This window comes from Arenibacter sp. S6351L (assembly GCF_023016025.1).
Classification (GTDB): domain Bacteria; phylum Bacteroidota; class Bacteroidia; order Flavobacteriales; family Flavobacteriaceae; genus Arenibacter; species Arenibacter algicola_B.
Genome location: NZ_JALKBB010000007.1, coordinates 69,237 through 90,460 on the forward strand (window position 1 = coordinate 69,237; position 21,224 = coordinate 90,460).

The 21,224-nt window shown below is 39.0% G+C and carries 24 protein-coding genes; 8 read left to right on the plus strand and 16 right to left on the minus strand.

The features are described from left to right. The first annotated feature begins 66 nt into the window (after positions 1 to 66). Both MWU82_RS07790 and MWU82_RS07795 read left to right on the plus strand, forming a co-directional pair. Positions 67 to 828, plus strand: coding sequence for an SGNH/GDSL hydrolase family protein (locus tag MWU82_RS07790; protein ID WP_247095978.1), 762 nt, complete (start codon positions 67 to 69; stop codon positions 826 to 828). A 173-nt stretch (positions 829 to 1,001) separates the two neighbouring features. Then, positions 1,002 to 2,738 carry an ABC transporter ATP-binding protein gene (locus MWU82_RS07795; RefSeq protein WP_215949540.1) on the plus strand — a complete coding sequence of 579 codons (1,737 nt, stop codon included), beginning with the start codon at positions 1,002 to 1,004 and terminating at the stop codon, positions 2,736 to 2,738. A 136-nt stretch (positions 2,739 to 2,874) separates the two neighbouring features. Here MWU82_RS07795 and MWU82_RS07800 read toward each other — a convergent pair whose 3' ends face one another. The 7 genes from MWU82_RS07800 to trmB form a co-directional block, all read right to left on the minus strand. Then, positions 2,875 to 3,204: a 2Fe-2S iron-sulfur cluster-binding protein gene (locus MWU82_RS07800; protein ID WP_031445582.1), complete on the minus strand. Its 330-nt coding sequence runs from the start codon at positions 3,202 to 3,204 to the stop codon at positions 2,875 to 2,877. A gap of 70 nt (positions 3,205 to 3,274) precedes the next feature. Next, positions 3,275 to 4,333 (minus strand): NAD(P)/FAD-dependent oxidoreductase, encoded by a 1,059-nt coding sequence (locus MWU82_RS07805; RefSeq protein ID WP_215949539.1) that lies wholly within the window; start codon positions 4,331 to 4,333, stop codon positions 3,275 to 3,277. 69 nt (positions 4,334 to 4,402) lie between these two features. After that, entirely contained in the window at positions 4,403 to 4,645 is a 243-nt protein-coding gene (locus MWU82_RS07810) for a NifU family protein (RefSeq protein ID WP_072860500.1), read from the minus strand. Positions 4,646 to 4,647: 2 nt separating this feature from the next. Continuing rightward, positions 4,648 to 5,790 carry an Mrp/NBP35 family ATP-binding protein gene (locus MWU82_RS07815; RefSeq protein WP_215949538.1) on the minus strand — a complete coding sequence of 381 codons (1,143 nt, stop codon included), beginning with the start codon at positions 5,788 to 5,790 and terminating at the stop codon, positions 4,648 to 4,650. Positions 5,791 to 5,956: 166 nt separating this feature from the next. Continuing rightward, complete coding sequence (locus MWU82_RS07820; protein ID WP_215949537.1) at positions 5,957 to 6,292, minus strand: MGMT family protein; 336 nt, start codon at positions 6,290 to 6,292, stop codon at positions 5,957 to 5,959. Then, the gene (locus MWU82_RS07825; RefSeq protein ID WP_215949536.1) at positions 6,292 to 6,921 is read right to left on the minus strand and encodes a LysE family transporter; all 630 of its coding nucleotides are present in this window, start codon (positions 6,919 to 6,921) and stop codon (positions 6,292 to 6,294) included. Before MWU82_RS07825 ends, MWU82_RS07820 begins: the two co-directional genes overlap by 1 nt. Positions 6,922 to 6,924: 3 nt before the next feature. Further along, positions 6,925 to 7,596, minus strand: a complete 672-nt coding sequence (gene trmB, locus MWU82_RS07830; RefSeq protein WP_215949535.1) for a tRNA (guanosine(46)-N7)-methyltransferase TrmB — start codon at positions 7,594 to 7,596, stop codon at positions 6,925 to 6,927. A gap of 422 nt (positions 7,597 to 8,018) precedes the next feature. On the opposite strand from trmB, the gene MWU82_RS07835 reads away from it, so the two are divergent. From MWU82_RS07835 to MWU82_RS07850, 4 genes are all read left to right on the plus strand, one after another. Continuing rightward, positions 8,019 to 8,867: a hypothetical protein gene (locus MWU82_RS07835; RefSeq protein ID WP_247096083.1), complete on the plus strand. Its 849-nt coding sequence runs from the start codon at positions 8,019 to 8,021 to the stop codon at positions 8,865 to 8,867. Between the two features lie 44 nt (positions 8,868 to 8,911). Next, the gene (locus MWU82_RS07840; RefSeq protein WP_215949533.1) at positions 8,912 to 9,913 is read left to right on the plus strand and encodes a glycoside hydrolase TIM-barrel-like domain-containing protein; all 1,002 of its coding nucleotides are present in this window, start codon (positions 8,912 to 8,914) and stop codon (positions 9,911 to 9,913) included. A 105-nt stretch (positions 9,914 to 10,018) separates the two neighbouring features. Further along, on the plus strand, positions 10,019 to 11,278 hold the full coding sequence (locus tag MWU82_RS07845; RefSeq protein WP_247095979.1) for a POTRA domain-containing protein: 1,260 nt from the start codon (positions 10,019 to 10,021) through the stop codon (positions 11,276 to 11,278). Positions 11,279 to 11,302: 24 nt separating this feature from the next. After that, positions 11,303 to 12,349 carry an N-acetylmuramoyl-L-alanine amidase gene (locus MWU82_RS07850; RefSeq protein WP_215949531.1) on the plus strand — a complete coding sequence of 349 codons (1,047 nt, stop codon included), beginning with the start codon at positions 11,303 to 11,305 and terminating at the stop codon, positions 12,347 to 12,349. 6 nt (positions 12,350 to 12,355) lie between these two features. On the opposite strand, the gene MWU82_RS07855 is transcribed toward MWU82_RS07850, so the two are convergent. The 6 genes from MWU82_RS07855 to MWU82_RS07880 all read right to left on the minus strand — a co-directional run bounded on the left by MWU82_RS07855 (position 12,356) and on the right by MWU82_RS07880 (position 17,136). Continuing rightward, the gene (locus MWU82_RS07855; protein ID WP_215949530.1) at positions 12,356 to 13,063 is read right to left on the minus strand and encodes a TIGR04283 family arsenosugar biosynthesis glycosyltransferase; all 708 of its coding nucleotides are present in this window, start codon (positions 13,061 to 13,063) and stop codon (positions 12,356 to 12,358) included. Beyond that, positions 13,050 to 13,805 carry a DUF547 domain-containing protein gene (locus MWU82_RS07860; protein ID WP_247095981.1) on the minus strand — a complete coding sequence of 252 codons (756 nt, stop codon included), beginning with the start codon at positions 13,803 to 13,805 and terminating at the stop codon, positions 13,050 to 13,052. The genes MWU82_RS07855 and MWU82_RS07860 overlap by 14 nt, the downstream gene beginning before the upstream one ends. A gap of 62 nt (positions 13,806 to 13,867) precedes the next feature. After that, positions 13,868 to 14,833, minus strand: a complete 966-nt coding sequence (gene arsM / locus MWU82_RS07865; protein WP_215949528.1) for an arsenosugar biosynthesis arsenite methyltransferase ArsM — start codon at positions 14,831 to 14,833, stop codon at positions 13,868 to 13,870. Between the two features lie 87 nt (positions 14,834 to 14,920). Further along, a complete protein-coding gene (locus MWU82_RS07870; RefSeq protein WP_215949527.1) occupies positions 14,921 to 15,736 on the minus strand; it encodes a purine-nucleoside phosphorylase in 816 nt (271 codons plus the stop codon). Positions 15,737 to 15,742: 6 nt separating this feature from the next. After that, a complete protein-coding gene (locus tag MWU82_RS07875; RefSeq protein ID WP_247096084.1) occupies positions 15,743 to 16,354 on the minus strand; it encodes a TIGR04282 family arsenosugar biosynthesis glycosyltransferase in 612 nt (203 codons plus the stop codon). A 164-nt stretch (positions 16,355 to 16,518) separates the two neighbouring features. Then, complete coding sequence (locus MWU82_RS07880; protein WP_247095983.1) at positions 16,519 to 17,136, minus strand: rhodanese-like domain-containing protein; 618 nt, start codon at positions 17,134 to 17,136, stop codon at positions 16,519 to 16,521. 137 nt (positions 17,137 to 17,273) lie between these two features. On the opposite strand from MWU82_RS07880, the gene MWU82_RS07885 reads away from it, so the two are divergent. After that, a complete protein-coding gene (locus tag MWU82_RS07885) occupies positions 17,274 to 18,209 on the plus strand; it encodes a YitT family protein (RefSeq protein ID WP_215949526.1) in 936 nt (311 codons plus the stop codon). A gap of 119 nt (positions 18,210 to 18,328) precedes the next feature. Next, positions 18,329 to 18,952: a thioredoxin family protein gene (locus MWU82_RS07890; protein WP_215949525.1), complete on the plus strand. Its 624-nt coding sequence runs from the start codon at positions 18,329 to 18,331 to the stop codon at positions 18,950 to 18,952. Here the strand turns inward: MWU82_RS07890 and MWU82_RS07895 are convergent. The 3 genes from MWU82_RS07895 to MWU82_RS07905 form a co-directional block, all read right to left on the minus strand. Continuing rightward, the gene (locus tag MWU82_RS07895) at positions 18,929 to 19,666 is read right to left on the minus strand and encodes a hypothetical protein (RefSeq protein ID WP_215949524.1); all 738 of its coding nucleotides are present in this window, start codon (positions 19,664 to 19,666) and stop codon (positions 18,929 to 18,931) included. The genes MWU82_RS07890 and MWU82_RS07895 overlap by 24 nt on opposite strands. A gap of 77 nt (positions 19,667 to 19,743) precedes the next feature. Further along, positions 19,744 to 20,439, minus strand: coding sequence for a tRNA pseudouridine(55) synthase TruB (gene truB / locus MWU82_RS07900; protein ID WP_215949523.1), 696 nt, complete (start codon positions 20,437 to 20,439; stop codon positions 19,744 to 19,746). Continuing rightward, positions 20,439 to 21,224 (minus strand): undecaprenyl-diphosphate phosphatase, encoded by a 786-nt coding sequence (locus tag MWU82_RS07905; RefSeq protein ID WP_215949522.1) that lies wholly within the window; start codon positions 21,222 to 21,224, stop codon positions 20,439 to 20,441. Before MWU82_RS07905 ends, truB begins: the two co-directional genes overlap by 1 nt.

The window sequence follows — 21,224 nt, forward strand, 5'->3', positions numbered from 1 at the left end:
TGATCTTTTTTGAATTGGAACAAACCTCTTAGCCTTTTCTTTCGTAAATTATAAAAAACACTTTCAATGCGGTTATCATTGTTATTTGTCATTGCTATTGTTTTCTTCGGATGTTCCCAAGAAAGGGAGTTGTCCTCTATTGAACCTTCCATGGACAATATTTTGGAAACAGAGCCGCCTTCTACCCTTGCCAATGAATCGGTTGGACCACATTTAAATGAATCTGGGACATATAACTATTTGGCTTTGGGGGATAGTTATACCATTGGTGCCAGCGTTACTACTGCAGAAATCTTTCCAATCCAACTAAAGGAGAGACTGGAGCAAGGTTTAAAAGTGTCGGTCAATACCGAAATTATTGCTGTAACCGGATGGCGTACAGATAATTTATTGGATGCAATAAACAAGGGGACCTTGTTGCCTTCCTATGATTTGGTAACCCTTTTAATCGGGGTCAATAATCAATATCAAGGCAAGCCATTTAGGGTATATACCAAAGAGTTTCCCCAACTTTTGGAACGGGCCATTACATTGGCTTATGGTAATCCAAAAAATGTAGTGGTTATTTCCATTCCGGATTATGCTTATACCCCATTTGCGGAAGGTAGAAATACAGATAAAATTTCCAAGGAAATTGATGAATACAATGCCTTTGCAAAAGCTACGGCTTTGCAGAATGGTGTTCCTTTTGTAAATATTACGGACATAACGCGCAATGGATTGACCAATCCCGATTTAGTAGCAGGGGATGGCCTACATCCTTCAGGGGAGGCGTATAAGAGATTCGTGGATGAATTGTATCCCGTAGTACTTCCTATTTTTGATTAATGACAATTCTCTTCCATTCAGATTTGTGATCAAGTCTTAGGATACTTTCTGTTTTTTAATGTTAGCTGAGGACTATAATTAAGTAGTAACAGAGAAAGTTTCATGGTTCGCCTACCAATAACTTTAAGTACATTTATACCTCAAAAATCCTCTCAATCAAAATATAATTCATAATGTCCGATAAAAAAGTTAGTATGCTTACCGCCTTTAAAACTATAATTTGGCCTCGGCGAAATATGGTTTTTATTGGTCTGTTCTTGATTGTCATAAGCAATGCCGCCAATTTTGTAGGCCCTATCTCCCTGAAATATTTTATGGATGATGTTATACCCAATAAAAATATGGACATGCTCAAAATTTTGGTAGGCGTGGTAATCCTGTCTATTTTGGTAAGGGCCATAACTTCTTTTATGTTGACAAAAATTTTAAGTGTGCAGGCTCAATACCTTATCTCGGAGCTACGGGCTCAAGTACAGAAAAAAGTACTCTCGCTCCCGATCCGTTTTTTCGATAATGCAAAATCAGGGGCTTTGGTCTCCCGAATCATGTCCGATGTCGAGGGAGTTCGCAACCTTATTGGGACAGGACTGGTACAATTGGTAGGGGGAAGCATTACGGCCATAGGTGCCTTGGTTTACATGTTGTGGATAAGTCCATCTATGACCTTCTTTACCTTTATTCCATTGGCCATTTTTGCATTTATAGCCTTAAAAGCATTTAAGATTATTAGACCTATTTTTAGAAATAGGGGAAAAATAAATGCCGAAGTTACAGGGAGGCTTACAGAAACCTTGAGCGGAATCAGGGTAATTAAAGGCTTTAATGCTGAGGAGCAGGAGACCAAGGTTTTTGAGAACGGGGTGGAACTGTTGTTTCAAAATGTAAAAAAGAGCCTAACGGCAACCGCTTTTATGACCAGTTCGGCCACTTTCTTAATTGGTATTGCCACTACAGGAATTATGGGAATTGGTGGGTATAAAATAATGTATGAAGGCTTGAGTCTTGGGGATTTTTTGTCCTTTACCTTTGTTTTGGGCATCATGATCGCACCTATTGTGCAAATGAGCAATATAGGGAGTCAACTAACAGAGGCACTTGCCGGCTTGGACCGTACGGAAGAACTAATGAATATGATACCTGAAGCCAATGAAGAGGAAAGGACAATTATCCTGGAAAACATAAAAGGGGATATAGCCTTTAATGATGTTTCTTTTGCCTATGAAGAGGATAAGGATGTATTGCACAACGTTAGTTTTGAAGTAAAGTCGGGCAATGTGGTAGCCCTAGTGGGCAGCTCCGGTTCAGGAAAATCCACCATAGCCGGTTTGGCGGCAACCTTTTTAAACCCTCTCTCCGGGACCATTACCGTGGATGGTCAGGATCTTTCCAAAGTTGATTTGAGCAGTTATCGCCGGAATTTAGGGGTTGTTCTGCAAGATGAATTTTTGTTTGAAGGCACTATCAGGGAAAATATAATGTTCCCTAGGCCCAATGCAACGGAGGATGAAGTTATAAAGGCCGTTAAGGCCGCTTATGTGGATGAATTCACCGATAGGTTCGAAAAAGGATTGGACACACTAATTGGGGAACGCGGAGTGAAGCTTTCAGGCGGACAGCGCCAACGTATTGCTATAGCCAGGGCCGTTTTGGCCAATCCAAAAATTTTGATATTGGATGAAGCTACTTCCAATTTGGATACGGAAAGTGAAGCCCTGATTCAAAAAAGTTTAGCCACCCTAACCGAAGGAAGGACTACTTTTGTCATCGCCCATAGATTGAGTACCATAAGGAAAGCCAATCAGATTCTTGTAATAGAAGATGGGAGAATTGCGGAAAAAGGCACTCATGATGAGCTAATAGCAAAAGAAGGACGATACTTTAACTTATTTACCTATCAGGCGAGGATTTAATTTCTATTGGCAGTACTTGTGACCTGATTTGATATTAGGATGCCAATAGTTAGCTCTCAACCACGGTACACTATGTGTATTGGATTGTGGGGTCCAAGAATACAATAATCCCGGAGATGCACAATAATGCTAATTGTTAACTCTCAGGCGCCAACTCCACTTCTAGGCCTTCCAAATCTTCTGTGATATGGATTTGGCAACCTAGGCGGCTGTTATCCTTTACATTGAAAGCTTCGGCAAGCATGGCGTCCTCATCATCGGACATTTCGGGTAATTGATGGTCAGACTCTACATAACATTGGCAGGAGGCGCACATGGCCATACCACCACATATACCAATGGTTCCCTCAGGGGCAAGTTCGTAGGAACGAACTATCTCCATTAGGTTCATATTCATATCCGTGGGTGCGTCTACCTCGTGAACAACCCCGTCCCTGTCCTTAATTTTTATTTTAACATCGCTCATGCCAGAAATATTCTTTTTTGCTAATAGCCAGCAAATTTAAGGGATTTACTTTAGGATTTGGTTGTTTTTTTTAATCAATGGCCTTTACTACTGCCTTAGGGGCTTCTTTTTTACTTCCATCAAAACCGGATACACCGCCTACGGTAGTATATTTCATTACATATTTCTTGTCCGGGAAAATACGTTGGTAGGCACTTTGGCACATTAGGGTTGCCTCGTGAAAGCCACAAAGGATCAATTTTAGTTTTCCGGGATACGTATTTACGTCCCCAATGGCATAAATACCTGGAATGTTGGTCTGGTAATCGAAAGTATCCACTTTTATGGCATTCTTTTCAATTTCCAATCCCCAATCCGCAATAGGTCCCAGCTTGGGCGACAGCCCGAACAAGGGGATGAAATGGTCTATTTCTTTGATGATTTCTTCATCCTCATCGCCGGATTTGTTGATTACTACGGCCTCTAATTTCCCCGATCCTTTTAAGCCAACTACTTCTGCGGGGGTAATAAGGTTTATTTTTCCAAGGTTTTTTAAGGACTGTACCTTCTCTACGGAATCCAAAGCACCTCTAAACTCATTTCTTCTATGTACCAAAGTTACTTCCGAAGCAACATCGGCCAAGAAGATACTCCAGTCCAGGGCGGAATCACCACCACCGGCAATCAACACTTTTTTATTGCGATATATTTCTGGGTCCTTTATAAAATAGGCCACACCCTTGTCTTCATAATCCTTAATTCTATCTATTAAGGGTTTTCTAGGTTCAAAACTACCAAGGCCACCGGCAATTGCCACAATTGGGGCATTGTGTTTGGTACCCTTGTTGGTAGTTACCAAAAAGGTGCCATCTTCCAATTTTTCGATAGTATTGGCCCGTTCCCCCAAAGTAAATCCGGGTTGGAAGGCTTTTATTTGTTCCATAAGGTTATTTACCAGATCACCTGCCAATACTTCAGGGAATCCTGGTATATCGTAAATAGGCTTCTTAGGATAAATTTCGGAACACTGCCCACCTGCTTGTGGTAATGCGTCTATTAAATGGCATTTAAGCTGTAACAGGCCTGCTTCAAAAACTGCAAAAAGTCCTGTTGGGCCTGCACCTATAATCAGAATATCGGTTTTAATCATGGAAAAAAGAACTTAAAATAGCTACAAAGCTAAAAAAGGAATTGAAAATAGATTATGATAAAAGTCAGCTTATTGGACCACATTTATGACCTCCTGTATTTGCGGGGCATATTTTTTTATGGTCATTTCCACGCCACTTTTTAGGGTCATTTGGTTTACCGAACAGCCTACACAGGCCCCTTCCAATTTAACCTTAACCGAATTATCATTGTCTATGGAAATTAGGGAAATATCCCCTCCATCACTTTGCAAAAAAGGACGGATTTCCTCCAAAGCCTTTTCAACGTTGTTTTTAAGTTCAATCGATGTCATAATTACTTCTTTTTAACAGCCGAACAACCTGCCATTGTAGTTATTTTAATAGCCTCCGTTGGAGGTAAACTTTTGTTTCTATCCACCACTTCCTGAACTACATTTTTTGTAATTTCCTCAAAAGCTGTTTCAATTGCAGTTGCCGTTTGTAGTGCCGCTGGCCTTCCTACATCACCGGCTTCCCTAATACTTTGGATTAGAGGTATCTCCCCTAAAAAAGGAACATTTAAATCCTCTGACAAATGCTTGGCTCCTTCTTTTCCAAAAATATAATATTTGTTATTGGGCAATTCCTCTGGTGTAAAATACGCCATATTTTCTATGATTCCCAACACGGGTACATTTATGGAATCTTGTTGGAACATGGCCACTCCCTTTCGGGCATCGGCCAAGGCCACTTCCTGCGGGGTGCTTACTACCACTGCCCCTGTAATTGGTAAGGATTGCATAATGCTTAAATGTATATCCCCCGTTCCTGGAGGAAGATCCAGCAACATAAAATCCAACTCACCCCAATGGGCGTCAAAAATCATTTGATTGAGCGCTTTGGCAGCCATGGGGCCTCTCCAAATTACCGCCTGATTGGGTTGGGTAAAAAATCCAATGGACAAGAGTTTTACGCCATAATTTTCTACGGGCTTCATTTTGGATTTCCCTTCAATATTTACGGCCAAAGGTTTTTCCTGGGCAACATCGAACATGATGGGCATGGAAGGACCATAAATGTCTGCGTCCAATAGGCCCACTTTAAACCCCATTTTAGCTAAGGTGACGGCCAAATTTGCCGTAACCGTGGATTTTCCTACCCCTCCTTTTCCAGAAGCGACCGCAATAATATTTTTAATCCCTGGGATGGGTTTTCCTTTTATCTCATTAACCTTGGGCTTGGCAGCGGGGGCATCCACTTTTACGTTCACGGTAATCTTGGCCTTGTTGTAGACCTTCTCGTGTATCACCTTCAAAATTTCAACTTCGGTTTTCTTTCTCGCCTGTAAACTTGGGTTGGAAATGGTAATATCAACAACTACCTCGTCCCCAAAAACCATAATATTTTTAACCGCGCCACTTTCCACCATATTCTGTCCTTCTCCTGGGACAGTGATGTTTTCAAGGGCTTTAAGTATGTCTTTCTTGTCTAATTTCATCCTAAATCATTCTTATTCAGTCATTATTAAAACTGATTCTAAATTACAAAGATAGGGCTTAGGAGCGAGATTAGGAAGGAAGGTAATTGAAAAGTAAAATAAGGCAATAAGTATCCTTTATACGTTGCGATTTATCCAATATTATCGGCAATTGTAATCAAGAAAATTACTTCAATTCTTGCCAGGGATCCCAAAAGAGATTTTCAAAATCCACGATTTGATTATCCACCACTTCTATTCCCTCATTTTCCAATAACTGCTGCATTAAATTAGTGCCTTCAAAATGATGTTTTCCTGTTAACAGCCCTTTTCTGTTAACTACCCTATGAGCGGGAATATCTCCAATTTTGTGGGCGCCGTTCATGGCCCATCCCACCATTCTAGCGCTTCTGGCGGTACCTAGATATTTGGCAATGGCACCATATGAGGTAACCCGTCCATATGGTATTTGCCTGGCCACTGCATATACTTTTTCAAAAAAGTTTTCATTTTCGGGTTTCATCAGGTATAAAAAATACGTATTAAGGTAATCACCAATAGCAGCATCATTAAGGCACTTAAGATATAATTGGAATTTTTTGAAAACCCGTTGTTCTTGGTTTCCAATTTGGTAAAATAGACCGTGTACAAATAGAGTACTGTAAAAGTGCCGCATCCGGCAGCTAGAATAAAGGTGGCTATATCGCGGAATTGAAATTTTATCCAGCCGGAGGCGTTCCACATGGCATTCAAGCCACTGTAATAGGGAATGGTCAGTAAATTTACCGCCGCCAACAATACTCCTTTAAAGAAACTATTTCTCTTGCTTACCTTAACTATTTTGGGTCGATTAAGTTTATTTTTCTTGCCCTTTAGAAAGAAATAGATGGTAAAAAAAGCAAAGACAATAAGAGCAATTTTTAAAAGAAGGTCTATAATCTCCGGATGTTTGAATAGAAATTTGGAAATCAACACTGAAATATAGGCCTGGATAATGATCATGGTAGACACCCCCAGACTAAAAATAATACCATTGGTCTTACCCTTTTCCACACTAATTTTTGCAGCATTCATGTTCAATAGCCCTGGTGGAACAGTGGCCATGAAGGCAGCTGAAAATGTGGCAAAAAAAAGGATTAGCAAATGTTCCATGGTTTAACTAATTCTAAACTTGATATAGGTGATCGGTTTTCCTTTTTCAAGATACTGTTTTTCGTAGAAAGTCTGTATTTCCAAAACCTCTTTTGGGCTACCTTCGTTTTTATATACATCATGATTGGCATAGAGTACTTCCAATCCTTTTCCGTGTAAAAGGCCCAAGGTGTAGCCGTGCATAAATTCGCTATCGGTTTTTAGATTAACTACACCATCTTCCTTAAGAATCAATTTGTATTTCTCCAAAAAAGCCTCATTGGTAAGTCGGTGCTTGGTGCGCTTATATTTAATTTGGGGGTCTGGAAAGGTAATCCAGATCTCGGAAACTTCATTGGCGGCAAAAAGTCCGTCAATTAATTCTATTTGGGTTCTTAAAAAGGCAGCATTGGATACATTCTCTTCTATGGCCGTTTTGGCACCACGCCAAAAGCGGGCTCCCTTGATATCTATTCCAATGAAGTTTTTATTTTTATTTTGCTTGGCCATCCCAATGGTGTATTCACCTTTACCACAGCCCAGCTCCAAAACTATAGGGTTGTCATTGCCAAAAAATTCATTCCATTTACCTTTTAAGGAGAAAGTGCCATTAGTAATTTCCTCCCTGTTGGGTTGAACTACATTCTTAAAGGTTTCATTCTCTTTGAATCGCTTCAGCTTATTCTTACTTCCCACCGGTACTATTTATTTAAATATTTGGCAAAGCTAATGAAATCTAAGTTTGTTTCTAATATGGAATGTCTATCATCAGGAATTGTTGTTATCTGGTATTTGGATTTTTTTAAATCAAATCGGGATATGCGCCTAGATACCCTAGATAAATACTAACTTAAAAAAATATTTTGTAATAAATATGTGATACTTTTTTGGGATTTTTGAAGGTGTTAGGGAAACTTAAACTGTTAAGCACTATTAAAGTGCCTGAATTGCAGGTTTTTTGAAATTAAATAAATCTTAGTTGCAATTTGCAGATCGGGTATTAAATAGACCGTATTTTTTTTGGCCCTATGTAATGGTTTTGAAATTGGCCGACCTATTATAAGAACTAAACATAACATAGTATAGAAATGAAAAACATTCAAAATAAATGGCCCTTAATGGTTGCTTTCTTTGTTTTTACAATGGGTATTTCCCAAGATTTTGACCAGGATACGGATAGTAATATTCAACAGTACACTCCCTCTAAATTAATGGGTAAAGGGCAATGGGATTTAAAATGGTTTAATAATCTTTATACGGAAACGAAAAGTACTTTTTCCAGTGGTAAGGAGGCCCGAAAAACATTTTTCACTTCTACTATTGAGGTATATACGGGCACGGGTGAAAATAATAGATGGAATCTTGGTGCTATTATAGAGCTAAGGTCCAATGTTGTTGGTGGAAGAGATGCCTTGGATGTTTTTAAGTTCGATGGAGAAAATACTACGGCCAGGTCTGGGATAACTTCTATAGCTCCTTCCGTAAAATTTGTACCTATTGAAGCGCTGAGTAATTTTTCAATTCAGAGTTCCTTTTTTATTCCACTTGTGGATAATGAAACCGAAAATGGGGTGTTTTTGGATCAAAAAGGTTACATATGGCAAAACCGATTTTTTTATGACCTTACTTTTTCCAATAGGAAATGGCAATTGTTTACTGAACTAAATTCTGAATTAAGTTTCGGAAAAGCTGGTGAAAGCTTTGCTAATAACAGCTTAAACTTGTCTCCGGGGATATTTTTAAGTTATTTTCCAAGTTCTAAATTTACCATTTTGGCTCTGGCACAACACTCCCAAAGATTGGATTTAGGGAATAATTTTGCTCAAAACTATACGGCCTTGGGAGGTGGTGTAAAATATCAGTTAACAAATGCTTTAAATATAGAAGCTTTATACACCAATTTTGTAAGAGGTGAAAACACAGGTTTGGGACAAACATTTAACTTAGGCTTACGGGCTATTTTTTAAAATGACCAATAAATAGCCTAATTTAGAGTTCAAATTCTTTATTGATGCGAAATCTGGGCCTACTTATCTTAATTTTTTTACAGCTTGGTTGTAGCGGTCAGGCCGTTGAGAAATTTAATGGAGTAAGTTTCGTGGCCTCTAGGGATAAGGTTTCACAAGAACATGTTGATGCCGTGAGGAATGTCAACGCTAAGTGTGCTGCAGTTATGCCTTTTGGATTTATAAGGGATGCAGATTCACCGGAAATTATTTTCGACACCTCAAGACAATGGTTCGGGGAAACAAGGACTGGGGCCAGACAATATATAGACATCTTGCACCAGAATGGCTTAAAGGTAATGTTGAAGCCCCAAATATGGATTTCCAGGGGTGAATTTACAGGTAACTTAACCATGAATTCTGAGGAAAATTGGAAGGCCTTGGAGAATTCTTATACCAACTTTATTGTGACTTATGCTACTTTGGCGCAGGAAACCCAAGCCGACGCATTTTGTATAGGAACCGAGTTGGAGCAATTTGTTAATCATAGACCGGAGTATTGGGTAGGACTTATCAAAAAAATCAGGAGTGTTTATAAGGGGAAACTTACCTATGCTGCCAATTGGGACGAATATGGAAGGACGCCTTTTTGGGATGATCTGGATTTAATAGGGATAGATGCCTACTTTCCGCTGAGTGATGAGAGGACCCCTACTGTGGAACAATTAAGGAGGGGGTGGCAGCCTCATAAAGAAAAAATAAGGTCGTTGGCCTTGATGAAAAACAAACCAATTATTTTCACGGAATACGGATATAGAAGTAATAATTATACGGCAAAGAAACCTTGGTTGGTGGATCATAGTCAGGACGATGTAAATCTTGAGGCCCAGGCAAATGCTACCAAAGCTATTTTTGAAGAATTTTGGAAGGAGGAGTGGTTTGCCGGAGGATTTGTGTGGAAATGGTTTATTGATCATGAAAAGGCGGGTGGGATAAACGATAATAGGTTTACCCCACAAAATAAGCCGGCCCAAGAGGTGATAAAGAGTTTCTATAAGATGTATTAGGGTTTACTTTCAGGTTTCCGAATCATTGAACTTGGTCCTTTTGGTTTTTGGAGCCTTTTCATATTTAATTCATGATTACTCTTCCCATATAATTGCACATTGATAATGAAAATTGGTTTAAGTGTATTATTGTTTTTTTTATTTTTAGCAGGATACACCCAGCAACCTACGGTTACTGCCGTGAACATTAATGGGGCCACTAGGACTAGTGTTTCTTTTTTAGAAAATCTTATAAAGGTGAAGTCGGGCAGTTTATTGGATTCTGTGGCTTTGAAAGAAGACGTTCAACGCTTAAAACAATTGCCTTCCATTGCCAATGCTATTTTTAGTGTGGAAACCGATTCGGATGACCAGAAATTTGTTATTTATACGGTTGAAGAACATTTTACTTTAATTCCTTTCGCCAATCTTTATACTTCGACCAACGACGAATTTGCATTTAAAATAGGGTTGCAAGAGTACAATCTTTTTGGCAGAAACATGATATTGGGTGGATTTTATCAAAGGGATATCTTTAATTCTTATGGAATAAACTTGAGGGTGCCTTATATTATTAGGGGCAACTTTGGATTTGCACTTAGTTACAATAATATTACAACCCAAGAACCAGTTTTTATTAACAATAATACAGCGGATTACAGATATAACAACAAGGCTTTTGAAATTTTGGGTTTGTACAACATCAACAACAAGAACAGGATCGACTTTGGAATTAATTTGTTTACAGAAGATTACAGTTATCTGACTGGTGCTACCAGCCCAAATGTCCCCCAAGAATTAAAAGTGGACAAATATTTGTATAAGGCTATCTACTATTACGAGAATATAAAATATGATTATCATTATCGTTCAGGTTTTGGCAGCACTTTAAATTTTCAATATGTCAAAAGTCCCAATGAAAATTTACCTGAATTCTTAATTGGGATCAATGACTTTGTCTATTTTAAAAGGATAGGATATCGAGGAAATTGGGCTAATCGCTTGCGTTTGGGCATTGCCAGCAATATTGATACACCTTTTGCTCCTTTTTCGGTAGATAACAATATTAATATACGGGGTGTGGGAAATAAAATAGACAGGGGTACGGCCACCTTAGTGTTTAATACGGAATATAGATATAGTTTTATAGACAAGGATTGGTTTGTATTACAGGGCAATTTTTTTGTCGATTCAGGAACATGGCGTAACCCTGGGGGAGATTTTAGTGATTTTATGGATAGTGAAAATCTAAGGATTTATCCAGGCATTGGTTTCAGATTTATACATAAGCGCATATTTAACGCTATTTTCAGAATAGATTATGGTTATGGGGTCACAAAAAATGCCTCACAAGGGATTGTTTTTGGAATTGGGCAGTATTTTTGATAATATTTGTGTAAAATTAGTATCATGTTGGTCATGAAACCATTTGTCGTATTTTGCATAGTTGCCCTTTTTTCCCTTCCGGTTTTCTCCCAAACTTCGGTTAAAACCGTAATTGCGGAAAAGGGAGATGGTATTTATTCCATTCTTAGGAAGCAAGGGATGAATCCGGTTAGGCACTACGGACATTTTGTTGATCTTAACCAAGATAATTTACGGGATAGCATGCATCTTTATGAGGGACGGGAATACATTATACCTCCCGTGCCAGTAGATACTGTTTCCATAGAGGAATCCGTTGTAAAAAAGACTACCGAAATTAAGGCAGTATCCAATATCCTCAACGATGATATTTTTGGTAAGGATTACGCTACCACTGAAATAAAAAGTAATAAGTTGCAAGGGGCCATTTATTATTTAATATCAGGTCACGGCGGGCCGGATCCCGGTGCTATAGAAAAATATGAAGGCAAAATTATAGCTGAGGACGAGTATGCCTACGATATTACGTTGCGATTGGCAAAGGAGCTTATATCCCATGGGGCCAAGACCTACATTATTATCAGGGATTCCAATGATGGTATAAGGGATCAGCGTGTTCTGGAAATAGATAGGGACGAGGTGGCCTATCCCAATGAGGAAATCCCTTTGAACCAATTAATGCGTTTAAAGCAGCGTGTTGATATAGTGAACAAACTCTATTTGGAAAATTCGGGAAAATATCAGCGGTTAATAGTGACCCATGTAGATAGCCGCAGCAGGGGCCAGAATATAGACGTGTTTTTCTATCATCATGAGAAAAGTAAGAATGGAAAGCGTTTGGCGGAAAGTATCCATGAGACCTTTTTGAAAAAATACCAGTTGTACCAGCCTAACAGAAATTATGAAGGTACCTTCGCAGATAGAAGTGGACTGTATTTGGTTAAAAATACCTTGCCTGCCATGGCCTATATAGAGATTGGGAATATTAAAAACAAAAAGGACCAAAAGCGTATCCTGGACCCTGACAATAGGCAAGCTCTTGCCAAATGGATTTCAGAAGGGGTGTTGTTGGATTTTGACAACAGAAATTAGGGATATTTAAGGGGCGATATTTTTCTTGTAATAGCGGTACAATTGGTCGGGGCCAAAACCCAATAAATTCTTCAAATGAATTATTCCAAAGTGATATTGAAGTTTATAAGAACCATATTGTTCATATTTTCTTGCGGAGGTTAAAACGCTATGTGGCAGAACTGTAAAATTTGATATTTTGTAAAGGCGGCCAATAAATTCTGAGTCTTCGTAAATAATATAATTTTCATTAAAGCCGCCCGATTTTTGGAATAGGTCCTTAACAATAAACAGCGATTGATCGCCGCCCCTACATAACTTGTGGTTAATTCTGCTGAACCAGGCGAAGAATCGTAAAAACTTTTTGGAGGTATCGAACTTCATTCTAAAGCAGCCCGAAGATATATTGTGGTGTATGGCATTTAGAATATAAAGGTCAAAGTCTTTTGGCGGATAGGTGTCGGCGTGCAAAAAGTAAAGGACGTGGCCCGTGGCCAATTCCGCGCCTTTGTTCATTTGTTTGGCACGCCCCATTTCTGAGGTGATGATCCTTGCTCCCAAAGCTTTTGCCAAGCTTGGGGTGCCATCCGTACTGCCACCATCCACAACAATTATTTCCTTGATATTCTCGGGGTTGCTGTTCGCTTTTAAATGCTGCAACAAATTACCAATATGGGCGGCCTCATTGAGGGTTGGGATTATTATGCTAAGAGTTGTTGAATTACTCAATTTCATTTAATCCCCAATTATAGTTCAAATAACTTATTTTGGTATTGGAAGTCAATTTTTGATAGGCATACTTGTTAAGGTAATCTATCAAGGAACCATTTTTAGTAAAATCTTTTTTGTACCAGTTGAAAATTTCGGATAGGGAAGCTTTTTCCTTTGATAGCAAGTTTCTTTTGGGGTCATTAATGAAATCTATAGCCGTTTGTTCCAGCATTTTTTCAAGATTGGCAGAAGTAAAAGCTGTGTTCAATAATTTTGGACAGGAATAAGAGGCGCAGTTAATGGCAAAATGAATTCGCGGTTCATCCATTTTACGCAGTATTTTGTGTTCCAGATCGCCCAAAGAAATTTTTTCACCTCCCATTTGCACAATATTTTTCCCCCATGGATTTTTGATGTCCTTGATACTTTTGGTAGGATAATTGTCCAAAATAAGTTTTACGGTAGCGGCATTGTAAAGGTTTATATAATAAGCAAGTCTTTCGGGTTTGGGAGACTTATCCATTGGGCGGTTCTTTGCCAAATAATCCAAGTAATTCTTTAGTGCTTTGATATCCTCGGAAAAGCCTTTATAGTTGACATTTCCTGTATCGTCTACGTGCTTTTTGAGTAAAATGTCCCATTTGGAATGATCTAATTGAAATTCAATTTCAGGAGCATCATTTAACGTATACCTTGGGGTAGGGGCAATACTATGAACACTGCCAATTAATAGTAGAATCAGTAATATGGATAATTTAAGGCGCATAGTAATATTATTTACCTCTTATTAGTGTAGCCAACTCCTTAAACCTTACATCGAATTGATTATTAACAGCAACCTCCGCCATTATAATGCCAAGTACTATCGCTTATATGAATTTCAGAATTACTTTTTTGTAGTGCCGATGCTGTTTTGTCACAAACTGCCAATGGCTGGTTCTGCATTAGAACATGGCCGTTTTTATCGTCAAAATATTCTTCATTACCGTAATAAATGGCTGTTTTTCCAGTAAAAATGCAAGGGCCGTCCTTGGGCATAGGGTCTTTGATGGCAGCAATTTCAATAGATTCAATAAAGATTAAATCATCTGTCGGATAGTGATTGGGAGAAAGAACACGGTAGGATTTTCGAGCTCTAATTTCTATGGTACCAAAACCTGCATCCGTCAAAACCTTCACATAATCTTTAATTGGGATACTGCCACTTAAACAAAGGGCTCTAAGTCGATCATCGTTACGCAATGTTTCGTTCATAGGCTGTTCGCAGGTAGGGTCGCTCATAACCAATCGGCCATGGGGTTTTAATACACGATACATTTCCGAAACGGCCTTCTTCAAGTCTTCTGTCTTAAAGATGTTAAATAGGCAGTTCTGTGCTGCAACATCTATACTTTCATCCTCAATGGGTAGGTGTAGGGCATCCCCTTTCACAAGGTTTACGAACTCGCTCTTAAACCAAGGGTTTTCCTGTTCCGCTATTTTAAAGTTTTCTTTGGAGGCTTCCAGCATTTCATCCACAACATCAACCCCGGTTACCCCGCCCGTTTGTCTGGAAAAATATGAAAACTGCAATAGCTCCATTCCGCCCCCGACACCTACATATAGCACCTTTGGGTTATTGACCAAATCCTGGGCAGAAACCGTACTTCCACAACCGTAGTTCATCTCCTGCATAATTTTTGGGACGGATAATCCAGGGAACTGCCAAATAGGATTCGTGGTGCAGCACAGTCCAACATCCGGGGTCAATGCGGCATTCTTATATAACTCATTTGTTGCTTCTAAATAACTCATGTCTTTATGCTTAAAAGTTAGTCATCGGGTTTGTAATATCCTTTCCTCACTAATCACTAATCACTAATCACTAATCACTAATAGTAATTATATTCCCTTGATCAATTCCCTAAATAATTTTATCATTTTTGGTTCCGTTTTCCCTGCAATTGCAATTATTTCGGAAATGTTGACGGGTTTTAGATTGTCAGGGTCGCATTCGTCCGTTAGTACAGATACGGCCACTACCGGCAATTTCAGGTGATTGGCAACGATTACCTCTGGAACGGTGCTCATTCCTACTGCATCGGCACCGATAATTTTCAGCATTCGGTATTCCGCCTTGGTTTCCAGTTGTGGCCCTACCACGGAGGCGTAAACCCCCTTCTGAAGGGTAATGTTTTCCTTTTTGGCTATTTTTTCCAAACTTTTGCGCATTGGAATGTCATATGGTTCGCTCATATCAGTAAAGCGATCTCCAAATTCACTAACGTTTTTAAATGCTAGGGGAGACCCGCCTTGAAGGTTAATATGGTCCTCGATAAGCATGAGGTCACCTTTTTTAAAATCGGGGTTAATGGCCCCTGCAGCATTGGAGATAAATAGTTTTTTTATTCCAAGCATTTGCATTACCCGAATAGGGTAGGTAACGTCCAAAAGATCATATCCTTCGTAAAAGTGAAACCTGCCCTGCATGACGACTACTTTTTTGCCTTCCAAGACTCCATAGATCAATTTACCGGAGTGGAATTCTACGGTAGCCAAAGGAAAATAGGGAATATGATTGTAATGTGCCTCTATCGGATTTTCAATTTCATCTGCCAGTTTGCCCAAACCTGTTCCTAGTACAATGCCAATTTCAGGGGCTTCAAAGCCCTTTCCTATTAGATAATCAGTAGATTCCTTCAGTAATTTACCTGTCATATAATTTCAATTTTTTAAAAAGGTTCGGAAGATTTCAATATCCTTGATATCTTCAAAATAGTCAATATCATTTTTAGGAGCCAACAGGTCGTAGTTTTTACCTTTTAAATCCTGTATGGTATCCTCCAATACAGTGTCAGTACCCCAAGTTTTATTTTTAAAAAGAACGGGGTTCAAGACTTTCATCCCCAGCAAATAATAGCCGCCATCAATGGCCGGACCTATTACGTAATCATGATGATCCAAGATTTGAAAAGCTTCCAACAAATCATTTTCGTTTAAATCGTACATGTCACTGCCAATAATAATAATTTTTTCATGGCCTGCATTAAATCCGTCAATAAAGGCATTGGACATGCGCTCACCTAAATCATTACCGGATTGCACTTTTTTTTCATAAACGGATTTATCCCAAATATCATTTTCCCAAATATCATCGGAATAGTACACCCACTTCCCAATTTTTAGACCCTTTGTAATATTCTTGGTATGGTCAAGTAAAAATTTATATATGTTAAGGGCACTCTCGTCGCCCACAGTTGCTGCCAACCTCGTTTTGCATTTGCCAAGTTCCGGGTTACGTGTAAATATGATAAGTAGGTCTTTGGGGTGGTTCATATTGACTGTTGAATATCTTTTTAATTTATTGGACTTGGTCTTAATGGTCGTTATAGCTTTGTATTCATTACTGAATTGCAGGCTGGAAATTGAGATTTTGATAAGACGCCATCTGTTTGTCCCGCCCATTAAGGCAGCTTTATGCCTTTTGGCAAAGTAAGTATTTAGTTGTTGTGTTTTCTTTGTCCATATACTTTAGTGGCATTGTTCAACATTTTACCCCAGTGCTTGTTATAGGCATGCACCCTATCCGTTTCTTGTCCAATGGAATCATATACTGGAAAATCCTTGTTTTTCCATTCAAAAATACCCCCGTATAAATTGTAAACCTCCATATAGCCCTTTTTTAAAAGCTTTTCTCCCACATCTTCAGAACGCACCCCAATGGAACAATAGACAACAATGGGGGTGTTTTTATCGGGAATGCTGTCGGAAACCATATCTATATCAAATTCTTTGTCACCGACCCATACGGCATTTTTAAGATGACTCACCTCAAATTCCTCCTTTTTCCTGGTATCAAGGAGTAAGAACTCGTTATTCTGCGTTAATTCGTCCACCTTTATATAAGGCACACTGTTGTTGTTGAAGTTCCTTAATGCCTTGTCTATCTTACTTTGACCGTGCAGTCCGTAAAGGCAAAAAAGGCTTATGATTATATGGAACAGATATTTCATAGGAAGATGTACATCGTAGGGCAAAGATAGTATATTGGTAATATAACCTGATGGGACAACCAATGGCTGCAAATTAATTTTATTTAAGACCGAAGGGATCTCCATTATTAAAATTTGATTTTTTAATTTCACGGTTCCGTAATTGCGCAATTTGTTTTCTTTTAATCTTTGAAGATATTTTTTTGGCAATCACCTTGATAATCTGCCTTTGCTATTGATAAAGCTCATTTTAATATTATTATATGCCCGATAAAAAGAAAAAGAATCATGACTTTAGTTCCAACCTCTATTCCTATTGGAAAAAATCCCGGAGGTTTAGGGTTGGGATTTTTGCTGACATACATGATGCCCTGTTTATAATAGCGGGAATTTTTTCTGCTGCCTTTGGTCTGGAGAGTTTTCTATTGCCCAACAGCTTTATTGATGGTGGGGCAACGGGAATCTCACTCTTGATCTCGGAAATCTCGTCTATGCCCTTATATATATTGATTATTCTTGTTAATATTCCATTTATATTTCTTGGTTATAAAGTGATAGGCAAACAATTTGCCATCAAGGCCTCTTTGGCAATTATTGGCTTGGCCATAGTTTTGGCCACGGTACACTTTCCTGAAGTAACAGAGGACAAACTCCTGGTAGCCGTTTTTGGAGGTTTCTTCCTAGGTGCCGGAATTGGTCTTTCCATTAGGGGAGGTGGTGTCTTGGATGGCACCGAGGTTCTCGCCATTTATCTGAGCAGGAAATTAAGGACCAAAATTGGGGATAATATTATAGTGATAAACATAATAATATTCTTGGCAGCGGCCTACTTCCTTTCTTTGGAAACCGCACTTTATTCAATGTTGACCTATTTATCGGCTTCGAAAACTTTGGATTTTGTGGTGGATGGGATCGAGGAGTACACTGGGGTTACCATTATATCTGCCCGAAGTGAGGAGATCAGACTTATGATTACGGAAAAATTAGGTAGAGGCCTTACCATTTATAAGGGTCATGGCGGATATGGAAAAAGCGGCGTACATAATGAGTACGACATTATTTATGCGGTAATTACCAGATTGGAGATTAGTAAATTAAATACTGAACTGGAAAAAATAGACCCCAATGCCTTTGTTGTAATGAACAGCATAAATGACACTAAAGGGGGCATGATTAAAAAGCGGGCCCTGAACCATTAAAACTCCAATTGTTTAACAGATATGTAAGTATTGTGGAAGTATTGCTACCAATGTAACTATTGTTACCCATTGTTGGATTAAGAAGGACTAATTTTGGGTGTAAATAGTAGTACATTTTTATGGAACAAGCAGTACAGAATACGAAACAGGAATTGGTACGGGATGGTTTAAAGTCGTCTATGGGTTATGTGGATTACAGGTTAATGGTTTCCAATTTGGCTTTAGAGGGAAAATCCACGGGATCAATAGAAAGTCAGGAATTGAGTGATTATACACGTCTGAACGATCAGAGGATGAAACGTTTGGACAAGACTATTAAGATCGATGCTGATTCCGAAGCCAAAATTAAGGGAGTGGATAAAAAAACTACCTGGTTGGTGCTTACTGAAAGTTGGTGTGGCGATGCCGCCCAAACGCTTCCTGTAATGAATAAGATTGCGGATTTAAATGAGAATATTTCCTTAAGACTTGTATTGAGAGATGAAAACTTAGAGTTGATGGAGCAGTTTTTGTCCAATGGGGCTATGGCTATTCCTAAGCTGATTTCCATTGATGATACTACGGGCAAGGTAATTGGGGAATGGGGTTCCCGGCCCTCTATTGCTGCCAAAATGGTGCAGGATTACAAAAGCAAATATGGGAAGTTGACGCCAGAATTTAAACAGGATCTACAACTCTGGTATAATAAAGATAAGGGACAAAATACGGTGGCCGACCTATTATCTTTGCTTTTCTTGGAATAGATAGGTAATGGTGCCCATTTGTTCAGCCTTTTCTCCGGTATTGAATTTGGATTTTAAGGCATATTCAATAGCGTTATCCACTAGACAACCATTGAGGGTGCTGGAACTTTTTTTGTTAACATCGGCCTCTATGACCTTTCCTAAGGGGTCAACCTTAATGTTAATGACCACTTTGCCCCCTTCTATGCAGGTATAAATGGGTATGGGAAGGCTGGTATGCCTTCTGTCTACCAAGGAGTAGGAGATAGAAGTCCTTCTTTTGGCCAAATTGTTGGTCATTACTTCTTTACTAGCTTCCTTTTCTCCCAATAGTTCTTGTTTTTCCCTTCTTCTCTTTGCCAATTCTTTTACTCTTGCGGCGTATTCGGAGTCGGAGCTAAGATAGTCCGTGGGGTCGTCACTATCGGAGGACAGCTCCTGTTCTTCCAAAATTTCCTCTAATGTTTTGAGTGGCTCAGGATTGCCAAAACTTGGTTTATTGGCCTCATTATAGGCCATATGACTTTTAACGGGATCGGCCTTGGCCATTTCCTCCATTTCTTTTAATTCTTCCTCGATTTGCTTTTCCAAATCCTCCTCTTCCAACAAACTTAATTCAATAACATACTCTTCCTTTTCTTCCTGCCCAAGGTGGATGTTGTATAAACCTAGCACCACCAAGGCCATGGAAAAGAATGTTATTAAGAAAGAAAGCTGTTTACGGTTTAAATTCATAGTGATATAACCACGTTTTATCAAAAATATTTCAAATTATCGACGAACGGTTAGGTTACCACTTTTATTATCGAAGTTTAACTGTCGATTTGCAGTAAGTTACCAAATTCCTCGGGGGTTATGGCCTTATTTACGTTGTAATCACCTATTTTGGTTCTTTTCAACGAGGATAAATGCGCGCCGGATTGCAGCGCTTTTCCAAAATCATGGGCCAAAGACCTAATATAGGTGCCTTTGCTGCAGACCACCCTAAAGTGGACCATTGGCAGTTCTATAGAGGTAATTTCAAATTCTGTGATAGTGACCCCTCTTTTTTTAATCTCTACTTCCTTGCCTTCCCTTGCGTATTCATAAAGTCTTTTGCCATCTTTTTTTAGAGCTGAGAAAACTGGTGGAATTTGTTCTATATCTCCAATAAATTGGGCAGTGGTACTGTGTATCAGTTCATTGGTAATATGATCTGTGGGGAAGTTTTCGTTTATTTCCGTTTCCAGATCATAGGAAGGGGTTGTGCCACCTAGGGTTATAGTGCCCGTGTATTCTTTTTCTTGACCCTGTAGTTCGTTTATGGTTTTGGTGGCTTTTCCTGTACAGATAAGTAATAATCCTGTCGCCAGCGGGTCAAGGGTCCCGGCGTGGCCTATCTTAATTTTTTTTAGTTGAAATTTCTTTCTAATTTTCCATTTTAAGGAATTAACTGCCTGAAAGGATGACCAACCAAGCGGTTTGTCTATTAGTAAAACCTGTCCGTCTAAAAAGTCTTCCTTTGTCATTAGATTACCGTTAGCGGACTTATAAAATAATGTATGATAATGATTGCGAAACCTACTACTATTCTGTAGTAGCCAAAAACCTTAAAACCGTGTTTGCTTAAATATCCAATAAAGGTCTTAATTGCGAAAAGGGCCACTACAAAACCAACTACGTTACCTATAATCAATAAATTTATTTGTTCGGAGGTAAGGGTAAATCCGGCATTGTAATAATCATAACTCTTTTTAAGGGTAGCCCCGAGCATGGTAGGCAAGGCCAGAAAGAATGAAAATTCTGCCGCCGCTGTCCTGGATAATTTCTGGGTCATACCTCCAACAATACTGGCACCGCTTCTAGATACTCCAGGAATCATTGCCAAACACTGGAAGAGTCCAATCTTGAACGCTGTAGCATAGGAAATATCGGTGTTTTCTGAATTTCCGAACCAGTCATCCACCTTTAATAGAATGAATCCTCCTATAACCAAGGAAATGGCAACTACCAGCGGACTTTCCAGTAAGGCGTCTATGAAATCACTTAAAAGTAGGCCAAAGACCACCGCCGGAATAAAAGCGACCAAAAGTTTATAATAAAAATCGATACTTTGGAAGAATCGCTTAAAGTATAGTACCACGACCGAAAGGATGGTACCTAATTGTATGACGATAGTAAACAATTTGGTGAAATCTTCCTGGGCAATACCAAAAAAGGAAGATGTAATAATCATGTGTCCAGTTGAAGAAACCGGTAAATACTCGGTTATACCTTCAATAATGGCAAGAATAATAGCCTCAAATATGTCCAA